The organism is Enterococcus sp. 7F3_DIV0205, assembly GCF_002141365.2.
Classification (GTDB): domain Bacteria; phylum Bacillota; class Bacilli; order Lactobacillales; family Enterococcaceae; genus Enterococcus_L; species Enterococcus_L palustris.
In genome coordinates this window covers 224587-239265 of sequence record NZ_CP147244.1, presented here as the reverse complement: position 1 = coordinate 239265, position 14679 = coordinate 224587, and the positions used below count along the sequence as shown (strand labels likewise).

Genomic DNA, 14679 nt, shown 5'->3' with positions numbered 1-14679 from the left:
CCTCAGACTTTTGTTGTTACGGGCGTATTCTTTTTTTCTCGTACGTACTTGTCGATTTCTACAGCGGCAACTTTTCCGGCACCCATAGCCAAAATCACTGTTGCTGCACCTGTAACGATATCTCCGCCGGCATAGATGCCGGGAATCGATGTTGCTCCCGTTTTTGGATCCGCCTCAATGTAACCCCATTTTGTTAATTTAAGTTCTGGGAAAGTGGATAACAACACTTTATTGGACCCTTGACCGATTGCTTCGATCACTGTGTCAGCTTCGACAATAAATTCACTATTCTTGATTGGAACAGGACGTCTGCGCCCTGATTCATCGGGTTTATCAAGCATCATTTTGATACACTTAACACCGCTTAAATCACCATTACCATTATTTAGATATTCGATTGGATTTGATAACCAGTAATAATGAATATCTTCTTCAACAGAATGATGGTATTCCTCAATACGTGCTGGTAATTCTTCTACTGATCTACGGTAAACGATGCTTACATGATCTGCTCCCAATCGTTTAGCTGATCGTGCTGCATCCATTGCTACATTACCTCCACCAATTACAACAACGTTCTTTGAAGCTTTGATCGGTGTATCATATTTTGGAAATTCATAACTATGCATCAAATTGATTCGTGTCAAATATTCACTAGATGAATACACACCGTTTAGTGCTGTTCCTGGGATTCCCATGAAATTAGGCGCCCCTGCTCCTACAGAAATATAGCAAGCATCAAACTCATCCATTATCTCATCCATTGTAATTGTCTTACCTACTACAACATTGGTTTCGATCGTCACCCCTAATGCTTCAATACTTTCAATTTCTTTTTTTACGATTCTCTTGGGCAATCGAAATTCTGGAATACCATAAGTTAAAACACCACCAGAATCATGAAGTGCTTCATAAACGATAACTTCGTAGTTTAATTTTGCTAAATCGCCAGCAACGGTCAATCCAGATGGGCCAGACCCGATGACAGCAATTTTACCGATTTTGGCTTGATTTTTTTGGATAAGTTTAGAGAAATCTTGATTTTCTAAAGCCCAATCAGCAACTAAGCGTTCAAGTTTCCCGATTGCAACAGGTTCAAAATTTTTGGCCATTCCTAGTTTACAAACTTGCTCACATTGCTTTTCCTGCGGGCACACTCTTCCGCAAATTGCCGGCAGATTTGTATATTTCCCTAAAACGTCTGCTGCTTTTTGCATGTCCCCTTCTTTTATCGCTAATATAAATCCAGGAATGTCGATCATTACAGGACAACTTGTAATACAAGGTGCATCTTTACATTGAAGACAGCGAATCGCTTCCGTTTGTCCTTCTTCAATCGTATAGCCTAAACAAACTTCGGCAAAATTTGCTTTGCGAATAGCGGGATCTTGTTCTGCAATAGCTGTTTTAGTTCTACTTCTTCTAGCCATGATGGATCACCTGCGCTTTTTGATAATCTGTTAAGCTTGCTTCTTCTTCATCTGTGTATTGCTTCATTCGACTGATAAACTCGTCCCAATTGACTTGTGTTCCTTTAAATTCAGGACCATCAACACAAGCAAATTTGATACTGCCATCTATAGTCACACGACAACCGCCGCACATGCCTGTCCCATCGATCATGATCGGATTTAGCGAAACATAGATCGGTAATTTATGATTTTCCGCAGTCATTGTGCAAAATTTCATCATCATACTAGGACCGATCGCCCAACTGCAGTCTATAGACTCTTTTGCTATGACTTGTTCCATAGCCTCTGTTACGAGCCCTTTCATCCCAAGACTTCCATCATCTGTTGTAATGATCAGTTCATCCGAGTACTGCTGACATTCTTTTTGTAGGATCACTAGTTCAGATGTTTTAGCTCCAAGAATTGTGATGACCCGATTACCAGCTTGTTTCAAGCCTTTGATAATGGGGAAGATCGCTGCGATACCGACGCCACCGCCAACGATCATCACTGTACCGTAATTCTTTATTTCTGTCGGCGTACCAAGTGGTCCTGTTAAATCTAAAATCGAATCATTTGCACAAAGGCTGGAAAGTTCAGCAGTTGTTTTGCCAATCACTTGAAAGATCAGACGAATCAAACCGCTAGAGGGATCAGCATCCGCAATGGTTAGTGGGATTCGTTCGCCAATCTCATTGATTCGTAAAATGACAAACTGTCCCGGCTGCGCTTTCGTTGCGATCCGAGGTGCTTCAATCCAAAAATCATATTCGTTTTTAGAAAGCTGCTCATTTTTAACTATCTTATACATATGATCACCGTAATGAATGGTTTCATTCATTTTTTCCTTCTTTCATATGACTTTAGCTTTTAATTACAAATCAGCTGTTAATTCTTGAACAAATTTTTTCAATGCCTCAATGTCTTCTTCCTCTGCATTGTTTTCGATTTCAACCGTTTCGGCAACCTTTTTAGCACCTGATTTTTCCAAAGAAGCAACAAAGTCATGCGCTGATTTGCAGAATAAATCGCCATATTCGCGATCACCTGATCCAACTACACCAAAAATTTTTCCTGCTAAATCTTTTTCTTCCAATTCATCATAGAAGTCCTCAAATTCAAATGGCAATTCTCCATCACCATAAGTGTAAGTGGCGATAACACATGCATCTGCATCATCAAAAAAATCAACGTCTACTTCTGAACACTCTTCTCGCTCTACATCAAAACCAGCTTCTTGAATAGTACTTTCTAAAATTTCTGAAATCTCCTCAGTGTTTCCTGTCATGCTTGCGTAAACAATTTTTACTAGTGCCATATTTACTCATCCTCTCATCTTTTTTTCAAAATATTTTAAAGTACAAAAAGCTCGAGTGTAACCCCTTCCATTCTTCTCATACTTAATAGCCATAAAACTATTAGGTGTGTGTCCTCTTAATAAAATTTATTCAAATTACATTTTTCACATGTTCAAAAATAAATAAAACGCTTTCTTTTTTTGTTAGGTCAAAATCGTGTGACGTTTTCATTTATACTATACCATAAACCTACCTTTTAAAACAATATTTTTTAGGTAAAAAAAATAATTTTTAGATTCACTTTTTAAGTTAGAATAAATCTTTTTCACGACCTAACCAAAGAACTGCTTCTAAAACAGCGCCGCCTAATGCTCGTGCTTTATCAGAAATTGTATAACAGTCTACTTGATCGATTGAACGAGGATCCACATCACCACACTTCAATCCTTTTTGACAGTATACTTTCTCTGAAATCAAACCTCTTAAAACACCATCCAACGGAGAATGTACAGCAACTTGATCAATATAGAAAAGTACTTCCCCTCTTTTTACAACGTCTCCGATTTTTTTTACATGTTTGACTTTTCCTGATGCGGGAGAATGAATGACACGTTCAGAACTTTTTCCACCAATTTCTCCTGGAATGCCGGTATTAGGCATAGCTTCACCTTGGAAATACAATCTGCCTAACTGATGTCCTCTCATTGTTTCAATCACAACATTGACATCCTCTGGTGCACAAAATCCCGGTCCTAATGCAATTGTAATTGGTGCCATATTTTTATTCGTCCCTATATTTTTTTTAGCTAATATGGCATCTACCAAAATAGTTGGTTTCAGTTCTGTTACTAATTCAGCTTGTTCGTCGATCATGATCGGGATCTGTTTATTACTCCAAACTTCGTGACATTCTGGTAGCGTAGAAACCAAGGTTGCGTTAAGATCTTCTACTTGGTGCTCTCCTTGGAAAATCGCTGTACATAATGCTACAGTTCGACGAATGGCTAATGGTTTAGCCGTTTCTAAAATAACCACTTTAAATCCTGCGTGAACTAATTTTTGGATCACTCCAGTAGCTAAATCGCCGCCACCACGAACTGCCACAATCGTTTCAGCAATCGGTCGTTTTACTTTTCCCATAAGACGCTTCCTTCCCCTGACTGAATATTACACGCAATTACTTTACTTAAACGTTTCAATAACATGTGTGGTAGTAAGGATAACACTTTTTTGGCTTGAATCAATTGCTCTTCGGTTTCTACTTGGTTAATACACAAGATTCGTTGTCCTTGGCTTTTTGACCATAAACCGGTGGGGCTAGCAATGATTTCAGCGAGGGTTTCTTCTTTGATTTGCGCTCCTTGAATAGCCCCTGTCGCCCGTAAAAAAAGAGGTAGACGATGAACAGTTTTTTGATTGATACATTTTCCTAAAACAGAAATCGGAATCAAACCAATCGTTATCGTCGTTTCCGCTAAAATAACAGGCTCAAACGTTTCCCACCCTTTTAATGGTAACTGTTTAGACCCATCAGCTTCTAAAAAAACCTTATCAAAATAGTGGAGTGATTCTTGAAAAACAGTCGCTGGCAGTGCACTTAATTTATAGCCACCAGATGTATGATTTCCAGCTAATGTGATACCTTTACCATCTTTGCCAAGTTTTGAAAAATTTTCACTATAGAAAAAATCATAGGGTCGATTCACAGGATAGCCAATTTTAGTTGTCGTACTGACCAAAACATTTTGTTTACGGTAATGATTCGCAAGATACCACATCAAGCTTGTCTTACCACCGCTGCCGATCAACGAGACCACCTGGTGCCCCTGAAGATTGAAACAGTCTATCAAGGCCTCCATGGTATATACCTCTTTCCACTGTTATTCTCTTCAATTTTAAACATTCCTTCGATTGGTATCTTTGCTTCCTTCAAATATCTTTGCCCAGCTAAAAAATCCTGAATCGCCACCCTTAAACAAATCCCACAAAAATCACCTAGACTTGTTGGCAGTGCCATAACGGATACTGGAATCTTTTTTTCACTTAATATTTTCTCACTATGAATGGCATAGTGGGTATTTTGAAACGTTAAGAGATAGTCCATTTTCTCACCTCGTTTTTAAAAATTGATCACTTTTTTTGCTTGTGCCATCACCTCTGCGATTCCATACATATTTGTGATTTCACCAATCGCTAAGCTTTCTTTAATTTGATAAAAATCTAAACATGCACCACAAGTACTTATCTGTGTGCCTTTCTCTAATAAAACGTGTAAATCTTTTAAAGCATTCGAGGCTTGATTCGTCAAAAACGCACCGCTATTAAAAAATAAAAGATGTTCAGGTGGTGTATCTAACTCTGTCAAAGAATAAATATAACTTTTTAATAACATTGCTCCTAAATCTGGATCGCCATCCCCCATCGTTTTTCTTCCGAATGCAATGACTAACTCACTATTTTGCGCTGTGGAATCGATTTGCTCTTGATTTTTAGGTACAACAATTTCAACAGTATATTCATCACTATTTAATTTTTGACTTGTTGCTTTTAATCCCAGTCCAGATGCCATTTTCCGCAGGTTCTCAACGGATACTTCGTTATCGACTGCTATCTCTACTATTCCTCCAGAGTTTTTTATTTCTCGGACCGCTTTTTTTGCTTCGATCACTGGAATTGGACATGGTTTACCTATTGCATTGATTTTGCTCATTGCTGTTCCTTCTTTCTCATAAAATGACAATCGATCGATCAAACTCTTTTTCGCAAACTTCACCAATAATTGCAGCAACTGGATCATCTTTTTGAATAGCTGCAAGACATTCTACAGCTTTTTCTGGTCCAACACTCAGCAATAATCCACCTGAGGTTTGCGGATCAAATAAGATTTCTTGAAAAGCAGGAGAAATGAAGCTCAAATCAATATTTTGCTCTGCAAATTGACGATTTCTTTGACCTGCTGCTGTAGCCATAAATTCTTCTGCATAGTGATATGCTTCTGGCAAGAGCGGTAATTGTTCCGTATCAATGACAAGCGTTACAGTGTCTCCAGCCATTTCAAGCGCATGGACCAACAAGCCAAACCCTGTCACATCCGTACAAGCATGAACAGGAAAATCCCGCATTTTTTCAGCAGCGTATTTATTTAATCGTTCCATAGAATGAATTGCTGCTGTTTCCGCAATTTTTGAAGCTAGACCACCTCTTGCTGCAGACTGAATTAGACCTACACCTAATGCCTTAGTAAGAATCAAGACATCTCCTATTTTTGGTGTATTATTATGAATGATTTTTTGTGGATCAACTTGTCCGGTCACCGCCAATCCATATTTAGGTTCATGATCATAAATCGAATGTCCACCTGCCAGAGAAGCCTGAGCTTCTTGAATTTTTTCTGCCCCACCGATCAGTATTTCTGAAAGCTTTTGCTTCTCCATTTTTTCTGGAAAACAAACCAAATTCAATGCATACAGTACGTTGCCTCCCATTGCATAAACATCACTCATCGCATTCGCTGCAGCGATTCTACCAAAAGTACGCGGATCTTCCACCATAGGAGAGAAAAAATCTACCGTTGAAATCAGTGCTAAAGTGTCAGATAGTTGGTACACTGCCGCATCGTCAGACGCATTAAAATCTACTAAAAGATTTTCATCTGTAGATTTAGGTAGATTTCTCAAAAATCCACTTAACTCATGTGGTCCGATTTTCGCCCCACATCCACCAGATGTACATTGTGATAAAAAATCCATCGCGTTTCTCCTTTATGGTTTCAATAAAATTTGTTTTAACGCTTCTAGTGCATAATCAATTTCGTCTTTGGTCGTGTTCCAACCAAAACTAAAGCGGACAGCACCGCTATTTATCGTGCCTGCTGTTTGATGTGCAAGCGGAGAACAATGTAAGCCTGATCGAGTTATAACTTGATGCTGTTCAAACAGCCTTTGAGAAAGGTCACCAGCATCGATATGTGGTGCTGTAATCGAAACAACAGGCACCTTTTGCATTGGATCTACACTTCCTAAAATAGTAACAGGCAATGAATCCAAACTGGTTAAAAATCGTGCTGTCAATGCTCGTTCGTGAGCTGCTATTTTGTCTAATCCAAGTTCTACAATTTTTCCAAGTGAACTTTTAAGGCTTAAAATTCCCAAGGTATTTAAGGTGCCTGGTTCAAATTTATCAGGTAAAAATTTAGGTTGTGCCAAAGATAGTGATGCACTTCCAGTTCCACCGCTCATCCATGGATCGATCAATGTTTCCAAATCTTGTGCTAAAGCAAATCCGCCGATCCCAGAAAGCCCCATCAAACTTTTGTGTCCAGTAAATACTAAAACATCGATCAACATTTCTTCCATATCGATTGGTAAGAATCCTGCCGTTTGCGCACTGTCTAAAATTGTGATGATTCCATGCGCTTTTGCGAGTTTAAAACATTCTTTCACAGGTAAAATCGTGCTTAATACGTTTGATGCATGTGTCATTACCATAATTTTTGTTTCCGGGCGGATCAGCGATTCAATTTGCTTAGGATCAAGCTGACCATTTTGATCACAGGTTAAATGCGTTACTGAAATATGCTGTTTCGTTTCTAGCAAATATAAAGGACGAGCCACTGCATTATGCTCAACTGAAGTTGTCAATACATGATCTCCTGATTTTAATATACCGTTTAAAACTATATTCAGCGAAGTCGTTGCATTCGCTGTGAAAATTATATGTCCTGGATCAGGTGCATGAAAAAAATTTGCTAAAGCCTGACGTGTGTTAAATATCAATTCAAGCTCACCAATGTTTTGAAAACTACGATTGTTACTTAAATTATTATTTGTCGCCAAGTATTGACATAGTTCTTTGATCGTTTCTTCAAATTTATGGTTTGATGTAGCGGCATGATTCAGATAAACTGGCTGCTCCATTTTTCTTTCCTCTCTTACTCCCAAATTGGTCTTGATCGATTAATCTTTGGTATTCTTCTGGTGTATCGATATCTATCAAACGGCTTGGCGTATTCACTTTGATCTTACGCCATGCTTCTGGATGATTGTTTCGTACAGCACGTCCTCCTGATTTTCCTTTTACCTCAAGTAACTCTGAACGAAATTTTTCACCAAAAAAAATTGGGCTAGATGGGTTTTCCTTTTGATCGACTGGGAACACAATTGTTTCTTTTGAATACATTAAAAAAAGTGATTCTAGTAATTTATGATCTAATAATGGTTGATCGATTGGAAGATAAAGATACCCTTCTCCAGATGCTGCTTGGGTACCTAGACGGACACTTGCACTCTGACCGCTTTTAGCTTCAAGATTTTGAACAACTTTTAAATCATTGGAAAACCGTAACCCTTGTATATTTTCAGGAGAAATAACTAAGATTCGTTCATAAAAAGCCACTTCATTTGAAAGATTTACTATACGCTGTAAAAAAGTTTCCCCATGATAATCAAGAAATAATTTATTACGCCCCATCCTTAAAGAAGAACCTGAAGCCATGATAATCGCACTGACTTTCAGCATCCATATCGCTCCTTTAATTTTATTTACTCATAGAAAGCAAAAAACACACCCAAGTTGAATTATCGGATGCGTTTTTTGCGCCTTTTGTGCATCGCTTTTTAAGCACATCACAGAAATCATTTATTTATTTTTTCTTCTTTTGATAAAAAGTATCTTCCATCGGTAATGTTGGTCTTAACTTTCCGTCCAATGCATAATAAGCACCTGCTAAAGCTGGTGCCGTCGGAATCGTTGCCAATTCTCCTACACCTTTGATCCCGTATGCTAACCCATCATGAATATTTTTTGCTTGAACTAATATTGTTTCGATTGGTGGTACTTGAGCCGCATTTAGTAGACCCAGGGTAGCATATTTTGCTTTAACATACCCATCTTCCATAACAAATTTTTCTGTTAGTCCGTACCCCATTCCCATCACGATACCACCTTCGATTTGCCCTTGCGCAGCTTTTGGATTAACGACCTGTCCCATATCATATGCAGCAACAAATTTTTCGACTTTGCCTTTTTCATCCAATATCGCCACCTCAGATGCATATCCGTAACCTGCATGACTGACGGGACTTTTTTTATCGTTGATCAATGGATCAGTCTTAGCTGAATATTCTCCGTAAAATTCTTGTCCTTCTAAATCTGATAATGCACGCCCCATATCAAGTTCATAACGCAACTGCATCGCAGCTCTTCTCGTTGCTTCACCAGTAAATAAAGACTGACGGGAAGCAGTTGTCGTACCAGAATCTGGCGTTCTGTGTGTATCTGGCGCTTCTGCGATGATCATTTCCGGCGGCAGGTCTAAAGTTTCACATGCAATTTGGGTCGTGACGGTCGCCATCCCTTGACCAATACAAGCTGCACTGGTTCTTACATGGACTTTGCCCTCTTCTACTGAAACAATACAACGACCAATGTCAGACAAACCAACTCCGATTCCACTATTTTTGAAGAAACAGGAGATACCTGCAACTTCGGCCGTTTCATATGCTTCCTTAACAGCCAATAATGTTTCTTTTAATGCAGCATTTTTTGAAACCAACTGACCATTCGGCAAAGAATCACCTGGTTCAACAGCATTCATATATCGGATAGCCCATTGAGAAATTCCAACTTTTTCTGCTAACAGATTAAGATTACTTTCAATTGCAAAGGCTGTTTGACAAACTCCGAACCCTCTAAAGGCTCCAGCAGGAGGATTGTTCGTGTAAACAGCAAATCCTTCTACATCAATATTCTGATATTTATATGGACCGGCTGCATGAGTACACGCACGCTGAAGAACTGGCCCGCCTAACGAAGCATACGCACCTGTATCAGCATAAATCACAGCTTTCATAGCAGTCAGATTTCCCTTGGCATCACATCCTGTAGTAAAGTCCATCTCCATACCATGCCGTTTAGGATGAACCATCAAACTTTCTTGACGACTAAGAAGAACTTTAACTGGTTTTTTCAAACACCAAGCAGCTAAAGATGCATGATGCTGCACACTCATATCTTCTTTTCCACCAAAACCACCCCCAACTAATTTGGACTGAACATGGATCTGATCTTTTTCAACGCCTAACATACGAGCAACTTCTCGTTGTTCATCATAAATACTTTGCCCAGCACTATAAAGTAAAATACCAGATTCCCCTTCTGGCATTGCAATGGCACATTCTGGTTCCATAAAGGCATGCTCATTGATCGGTACAGAATAATGTTGTGTCACTACATACTTTGATTGCGCCAACTGTTCATCAGCATTTCCACGAACAAGATGTTCATGAGATAAAATATTCCCTTTTTCATGAATCAATGGAGCATTTTCCGCCAAGGCTTCCTCGTAAGTAGTTATAGGGGGCATTTCTTCGTACGCAACTTCTACTAATTCTTTGATTTCTTCCAATGATTCTTTCTTTTTTGAAACAACTAAAGCTACCGCATCCCCAACATAACGAGTGATCTTACCTTCTGGTATCATGACATCCCAATCAGAAATAAACTCTAAATGACCGATTTTATTATTTCCTGGAACATCTTTCGCCGTTAAAACAGCCTCACAATCCGGGTGCTGTAAAGCCTTAGCCGAATCAATATTCAGAATTTTTGCCCGCGGATATTCACTTCGGACTGCAGAAGCATGCAACATTCCTTCAACTATGATATCGTCAACATACAATCCTGTTCCCAACGTTTTTTCAACTGCGTCAACTCTTTTGAAGTCCTCACCTAATTTTCCGTTTGAGTATTCCTCTGGAATGCTCAATTCTTCACGAAACAGCTTAGCTGCTAACTGAATTGCTTCCACAATCTTTACATAACCTGTACAACGACAGATATTTCCACGAATCGCTTTTCTTATCTCTTCATCACTAGGTTCTGCTTTTTTATTCAGTAAGCCTTGCGCTGAGATAACGATCCCAGGAATACAGTACCCACATTGAACCGCACCAGTTTTAGCAAAGGCATAGGCATAAACATCTTTTTGACGTTGTTCAAGCCCTTCAATCGTGACAATTTCCTTTCCTTCTAGCTTTTCTAAGTTAAATAAACATGCTTTGGAAACCCTTCCATTTATCAACACAGAACAAGCGCCGCAGGAACCTTGGTTACAGCCATCTTTTGTACCAGTCAACTTTAAATCTTCCCGAAGATAGTCCATCAACTTCTTATTTGTCTCGCAGGTCTCCGTTTTACCATTTACTACTAATGAATACATTTCTCTTTACACCTCAATTTCTGTTATAAGTATAGCTTTTAATCACTATGATTATACCATAAAACTTCGGACTAAAAATTATTTTTTAGTAAAAAAAGTTTTTTTGTTTCATTTTAATGAAAACGGACTAATACAGTTCTAGTTACCGACTGGATTGAGCCTGTTTCCAAACGTAGTATAGACCCTTAAACTAGCTATTTTTATCATGCATTAGTTAATATAGCTTGAATTTTTTTGCTTGGTTCAACACGATAAAATAATTCATAATTATTTTTTTCTCTCAATGAGTTCACTCCTATTTTGACGGACTTTTCCTTGCAGTTTCTGCTCTTTTTTCAATTAATTCTCCCGCAACACTGATTGCCAGTTCGGCTGGAGTTTCTGCTTTGATTTTCAATCCAATCGGCATATTGATCCGTTCAATCTCTTCCATCGAAAAACCGCTTTCCTTTAGTCGTCTGATTTGAATAGCAATTTTCTGCTTACTGCCCATCACTCCAATATAATGCGCTTTGGTTGCCAACAATTGCTTTGTCAGCAGAAAATCAAATTGATGCCCGCGTGTCATCACAATTGCATAGTCAGCTTCTGTCAGTTGAATCGACTGTTCAATATTCTCCATATCGATCACCATTCTCTGATCAGCATCTGGAAAAAATGTTTCGGTTACCAATTGTTCGCGATCATCTAAAATAACACAGTAAAATGCTAATGTTTTTAAGATTGGAACCACCGCTTGTGCGACATGGCCTGCACCAAATACAAATACCTTGCCTGCTTGGAGTAATGACTCAATCAAATAAATGTGCTTATCGACTTTTATTTCTGATAACCCTAGTTTGAATGTTTCACTATCTAATTCAGCTGTCACATCTCCAATAATTCCAATGTCTGAACTATACAAACCAAAATCATTTGCTCCTTCAGCATTTATTCCAGTAATCAACCAGCATTGCTGATTAGATTCGAAATGTCTTATAATTTCCGTACAAACCCTAGAAACAGCTGGGTCACGGTAAGAAAGATAGTGAAAAAACAACGTGACATTCCCACCACAAATCATTCCAAGATCTGCACTATCATTCGGTGCTAAAATAAATTTTTCAGCTTTAGATACCTTATCTCTCAAGACTTCTTTCGCTATTTTTTCTGCACGAAATTCGATTGCACCACCGCCAATCGTACCAACTAAACGTCCAGACGTTCCAACTAACATTCGAGCTCCGGCTCTTCTTGGTGTTGAACCTGAACTTGCAGTAACCGTGACTAAAACTGTTTCTTCTTTTTGTATGATTGCTTTATTTAACCGCAGAAAAAGCTCCTTCATGTTCTTTCCTCCAACTCAACTGATTCTGATTTTATTTCATCACCGAATATCTCCGCAAAATATTGATTGGTGATTTGATACGTTTTTTTTTGAAAAAGCAGAAATTTTTCGGTCAACTGTTTACCTTGAATCGTAACCGTCGAACCTCCGCCATTACTCCCACCTATACTTTTATCGATTAGCGGATAACCTAGCTCCTCTTCAGCTTTTTTGATCATCCGCCAAGCTTTGTTATAAGACATTCTCATTTGCTTTGCTGCTGTATTCAATGAACCAGTCTGGGTAATCCGTTGGAGTAGTTCAACCACACCAGGGCCAAAAAAAATTCGATTCGTCCGTAATTTCAAATTAAGCGTATAATTAAATGACTCTTGATCCTTCATCTCAAAACCTCCTTTCGTTATACTTTAAAAAGATAACGACAATTAAAAAAATATACCTAAAAAATCAAGCAGTTTCCTTTCCTGTGCTGATAATTTTCTTTCCTTCTTCATAAAAACAATGCAAAAGACAAATCAATTTTTTATTTATCTTTTGCATCTTTTTTAAGGAGACAATCTTTGTTTTTACTCAATTGCTACTTGTTTTTCCTCTTTAAGTAAAACATTTAAGATAACTGCAACGATGGTGGTTAAAATCACTTCTGAATTCCCAAAAATAGTTGTTACCCAAGGTGGAAATCCACTTAAGCAGCCAACTGATAACGTAACGCCGATTCCAAACGCCAAAGAGATTCCTACAACTCCAGTATTTCTTGGTGTCAATTCTTGAGATGAAATCATCCGAACGCCAGTCATTGAGATCGATGCAAAAACAGAAATTGTTGCACCACCTATTACTGCATAAGGAATCGTCGTCAAGATCGACGCAACTTTTGGGACAAAACCTGCTACTAACAAAATAACTGAAGCAAAAACCATGACATATTTATTGATCACTCTCGTTACGGTCACCAATCCTACATTTTGACCAAAAGTTGCAACGGGAACTGACCCAAAAAAGCTGCCAATAAAGTTTGAGAAACCGCTCCCCATAATACCACCAGAAAGTTCCTTATCTGTCGGTTCCCGATCCATTGCGCCAACAGTCGTTGCTGTAAACTGTCCGATTGCTTGAACTGCGTCCACAATGAACATCACAACTAATGTCAAAATCGGAACGATTTGAAAATCTAAGCCAAAATAAAGTGGCGTGATCACTTGAAAAAATGATGCTTCTTTGACAGGCGTGAAATTGACCATACCTAACGCTAAAGACAGGATATAACCAATGATCATTCCGTTTAAAATAGATGATAATTTAAGAAAGCCTTTTGAAAAATAGTTAAAGTAAAACACTACAGCAAATGTCAGTAATGCCACCAACCAATTTTTGGCTGACCCAAAATCGGGGCTCCCAGCGCCTCCAGCCATATACTTGATTGCAACAGGAAAAAGAGATAAACCAATACTCAAAATAACGGTACCTGTCACAAGCGGTGGAAACAATATCCGAATTTTTTTTATCGACAATCCGACTAAAATAACTAAAATACTGCCAACTAACTGAGCACCAAAAATTGCCCCGATTCCAAAATCGCCTCCGATTGCCATTAAGATCGGTACATAAGCAAAACTTGCACCCATCATCACTGGTAACCTCGATCCAACTTTTCCAAAAATAGGGAATAGCTGAATGAAGGTTGCCACCGCTGAAAAAATCAATGATGTTTGAATCATGATCGTCGTGTCTCCTGAACTTAGATTACAAACCTTCGCAATCATGATTCCTGGTGTGACGATTCCAACTACTGCTGCTACGACATGCTGTAAGCCCATTGGAACAGCTTCTTTGATCGATAACTTAGCATCGTAATCAAACAATGCTTTTTCTTGTCTTTCACTCATAGGCAAGTTTCCTTCTTCACTTTTTATTTTAAAAAGGACTGCACTTATCCGAGTCTTAAAATCCGCAACCCTTTTCTTTGATCAGGAATTGTTCAAAAATTACGATTTGACTGCGATCGCTTCTACTTCAAAAAGTCCACTCTTCGGTAATTCTGCTACTTCTACACAAGAACGTGCAGGGAGGTTTTTTGAGAAGTATTTTCCATAAATGTCGTTGATTTTAGCAAAATCTGACATGTGTTTTAAAAATACTGTTGTTTTGACAACATTGTCATAAGTCATATCTGTTTCTTCTAAAATCGCCCCTAAATTGATCAAGGCTTGCTCTGCTTGTTGTTCCACTGTTTCTTTCATCTCTCCACTGACTGGATCTAAACCCAATTGACCTGAGATATACTGCGTTTGACCAGCTAAAACCGAATGAGAATACGGCCCTACAGCGGCTGGTGCATTTGGTGAGTTGACCATTTTGTTTGTCATCGACTTCACTCCTATTCTT

General features: G+C 38.6%; 15 protein-coding genes. All 15 read right to left on the bottom strand.

Annotated features, from left to right (window positions below; all coding sequences use genetic code 11):
• Positions 1 to 2 precede the first annotated feature (2 nt).
• Positions 3 to 1430, bottom strand: coding sequence for an NADPH-dependent glutamate synthase (gene gltA, locus A5821_RS01115; protein ID WP_086312586.1), 1428 nt, complete (start codon positions 1428 to 1430; stop codon positions 3 to 5).
• Positions 1423 to 2262, bottom strand: a complete 840-nt coding sequence (locus A5821_RS01110; RefSeq protein ID WP_086314279.1) for a sulfide/dihydroorotate dehydrogenase-like FAD/NAD-binding protein — start codon at positions 2260 to 2262, stop codon at positions 1423 to 1425. Before A5821_RS01110 ends, gltA begins: the two co-directional genes overlap by 8 nt.
• A gap of 63 nt (positions 2263 to 2325) precedes the next feature.
• Positions 2326 to 2769, bottom strand: a complete 444-nt coding sequence (locus A5821_RS01105; RefSeq protein ID WP_086312584.1) for a flavodoxin — start codon at positions 2767 to 2769, stop codon at positions 2326 to 2328.
• A gap of 289 nt (positions 2770 to 3058) precedes the next feature.
• Positions 3059 to 3889 (bottom strand): selenium-dependent molybdenum cofactor biosynthesis protein YqeB, encoded by an 831-nt coding sequence (gene yqeB / locus A5821_RS01100; RefSeq protein ID WP_086312582.1) that lies wholly within the window; start codon positions 3887 to 3889, stop codon positions 3059 to 3061.
• Entirely contained in the window at positions 3877 to 4608 is a 732-nt protein-coding gene (gene yqeC, locus A5821_RS01095) for a selenium cofactor biosynthesis protein YqeC (protein WP_086312580.1), read from the bottom strand. Before yqeC ends, yqeB begins: the two co-directional genes overlap by 13 nt.
• Positions 4596 to 4853, bottom strand: a complete 258-nt coding sequence (locus tag A5821_RS01090; protein WP_086312578.1) for a DUF3343 domain-containing protein — start codon at positions 4851 to 4853, stop codon at positions 4596 to 4598. Before A5821_RS01090 ends, yqeC begins: the two co-directional genes overlap by 13 nt.
• A gap of 15 nt (positions 4854 to 4868) precedes the next feature.
• Positions 4869 to 5459, bottom strand: coding sequence for a sulfurtransferase-like selenium metabolism protein YedF (gene yedF, locus A5821_RS01085; protein WP_086314278.1), 591 nt, complete (start codon positions 5457 to 5459; stop codon positions 4869 to 4871).
• A 16-nt stretch (positions 5460 to 5475) separates the two neighbouring features.
• Positions 5476 to 6498: a selenide, water dikinase SelD gene (gene selD, locus A5821_RS01080; protein WP_086312576.1), complete on the bottom strand. Its 1023-nt coding sequence runs from the start codon at positions 6496 to 6498 to the stop codon at positions 5476 to 5478.
• Between the two features lie 12 nt (positions 6499 to 6510).
• Positions 6511 to 7665, bottom strand: a complete 1155-nt coding sequence (gene sclA / locus A5821_RS01075; protein ID WP_086312574.1) for a selenocysteine lyase SclA — start codon at positions 7663 to 7665, stop codon at positions 6511 to 6513.
• Positions 7619 to 8266: an NTP transferase domain-containing protein gene (locus A5821_RS01070; RefSeq protein WP_086312572.1), complete on the bottom strand. Its 648-nt coding sequence runs from the start codon at positions 8264 to 8266 to the stop codon at positions 7619 to 7621. The genes sclA and A5821_RS01070 overlap by 47 nt, the downstream gene beginning before the upstream one ends.
• 124 nt (positions 8267 to 8390) lie before the next feature.
• The gene (gene xdh, locus A5821_RS01065) at positions 8391 to 10967 is read right to left on the bottom strand and encodes a selenium-dependent xanthine dehydrogenase (RefSeq protein WP_086312570.1); all 2577 of its coding nucleotides are present in this window, start codon (positions 10965 to 10967) and stop codon (positions 8391 to 8393) included.
• Between the two features lie 295 nt (positions 10968 to 11262).
• Positions 11263 to 12294, bottom strand: a complete 1032-nt coding sequence (gene xdhC, locus A5821_RS01060) for a xanthine dehydrogenase accessory protein XdhC (protein WP_086312568.1) — start codon at positions 12292 to 12294, stop codon at positions 11263 to 11265.
• Positions 12291 to 12677: a winged helix-turn-helix domain-containing protein gene (locus A5821_RS01055; RefSeq protein ID WP_086312566.1), complete on the bottom strand. Its 387-nt coding sequence runs from the start codon at positions 12675 to 12677 to the stop codon at positions 12291 to 12293. The genes xdhC and A5821_RS01055 overlap by 4 nt, the downstream gene beginning before the upstream one ends.
• Positions 12678 to 12860: 183 nt before the next feature.
• Positions 12861 to 14180 carry a nucleobase:cation symporter-2 family protein gene (locus A5821_RS01050; RefSeq protein ID WP_086312564.1) on the bottom strand — a complete coding sequence of 440 codons (1320 nt, stop codon included), beginning with the start codon at positions 14178 to 14180 and terminating at the stop codon, positions 12861 to 12863.
• A 99-nt stretch (positions 14181 to 14279) separates the two neighbouring features.
• Entirely contained in the window at positions 14280 to 14660 is a 381-nt protein-coding gene (locus A5821_RS01045) for a Rid family detoxifying hydrolase (protein ID WP_086312562.1), read from the bottom strand.
• Positions 14661 to 14679: the final 19 nt, after the last annotated feature.

What these genes read in the sequence shown, in the direction of transcription:
- yqeB (WP_086312582.1), bottom strand. Translation starts at nt 3,889, where the DNA reads ATGGGAAAAGTAAAACGACCGATTGCTGAAACGATTGTGGCAGTTCGT.
- A5821_RS01105 (WP_086312584.1), bottom strand. Translation starts at nt 2,769, where the DNA reads ATGGCACTAGTAAAAATTGTTTACGCAAGCATGACAGGAAACACTGAG.
- yqeC (WP_086312580.1), bottom strand. Translation starts at nt 4,608, where the DNA reads ATGGAGGCCTTGATAGACTGTTTCAATCTTCAGGGGCACCAGGTGGTC.
- xdh (WP_086312570.1), bottom strand. Translation starts at nt 10,967, where the DNA reads ATGTATTCATTAGTAGTAAATGGTAAAACGGAGACCTGCGAGACAAAT.
- sclA (WP_086312574.1), bottom strand. Translation starts at nt 7,665, where the DNA reads ATGGAGCAGCCAGTTTATCTGAATCATGCCGCTACATCAAACCATAAA.
- yedF (WP_086314278.1), bottom strand. Translation starts at nt 5,459, where the DNA reads ATGAGCAAAATCAATGCAATAGGTAAACCATGTCCAATTCCAGTGATC.
- A5821_RS01055 (WP_086312566.1), bottom strand. Translation starts at nt 12,677, where the DNA reads ATGAAGGATCAAGAGTCATTTAATTATACGCTTAATTTGAAATTACGG.
- A5821_RS01045 (WP_086312562.1), bottom strand. Translation starts at nt 14,660, where the DNA reads ATGACAAACAAAATGGTCAACTCACCAAATGCACCAGCCGCTGTAGGG.
- A5821_RS01050 (WP_086312564.1), bottom strand. Translation starts at nt 14,180, where the DNA reads ATGAGTGAAAGACAAGAAAAAGCATTGTTTGATTACGATGCTAAGTTA.
- A5821_RS01110 (WP_086314279.1), bottom strand. Translation starts at nt 2,262, where the DNA reads ATGTATAAGATAGTTAAAAATGAGCAGCTTTCTAAAAACGAATATGAT.
- selD (WP_086312576.1), bottom strand. Translation starts at nt 6,498, where the DNA reads ATGGATTTTTTATCACAATGTACATCTGGTGGATGTGGGGCGAAAATC.
- gltA (WP_086312586.1), bottom strand. Translation starts at nt 1,430, where the DNA reads ATGGCTAGAAGAAGTAGAACTAAAACAGCTATTGCAGAACAAGATCCC.
- A5821_RS01070 (WP_086312572.1), bottom strand. Translation starts at nt 8,266, where the DNA reads ATGCTGAAAGTCAGTGCGATTATCATGGCTTCAGGTTCTTCTTTAAGG.
- xdhC (WP_086312568.1), bottom strand. Translation starts at nt 12,294, where the DNA reads ATGAAGGAGCTTTTTCTGCGGTTAAATAAAGCAATCATACAAAAAGAA.
- A5821_RS01090 (WP_086312578.1), bottom strand. Translation starts at nt 4,853, where the DNA reads ATGGACTATCTCTTAACGTTTCAAAATACCCACTATGCCATTCATAGT.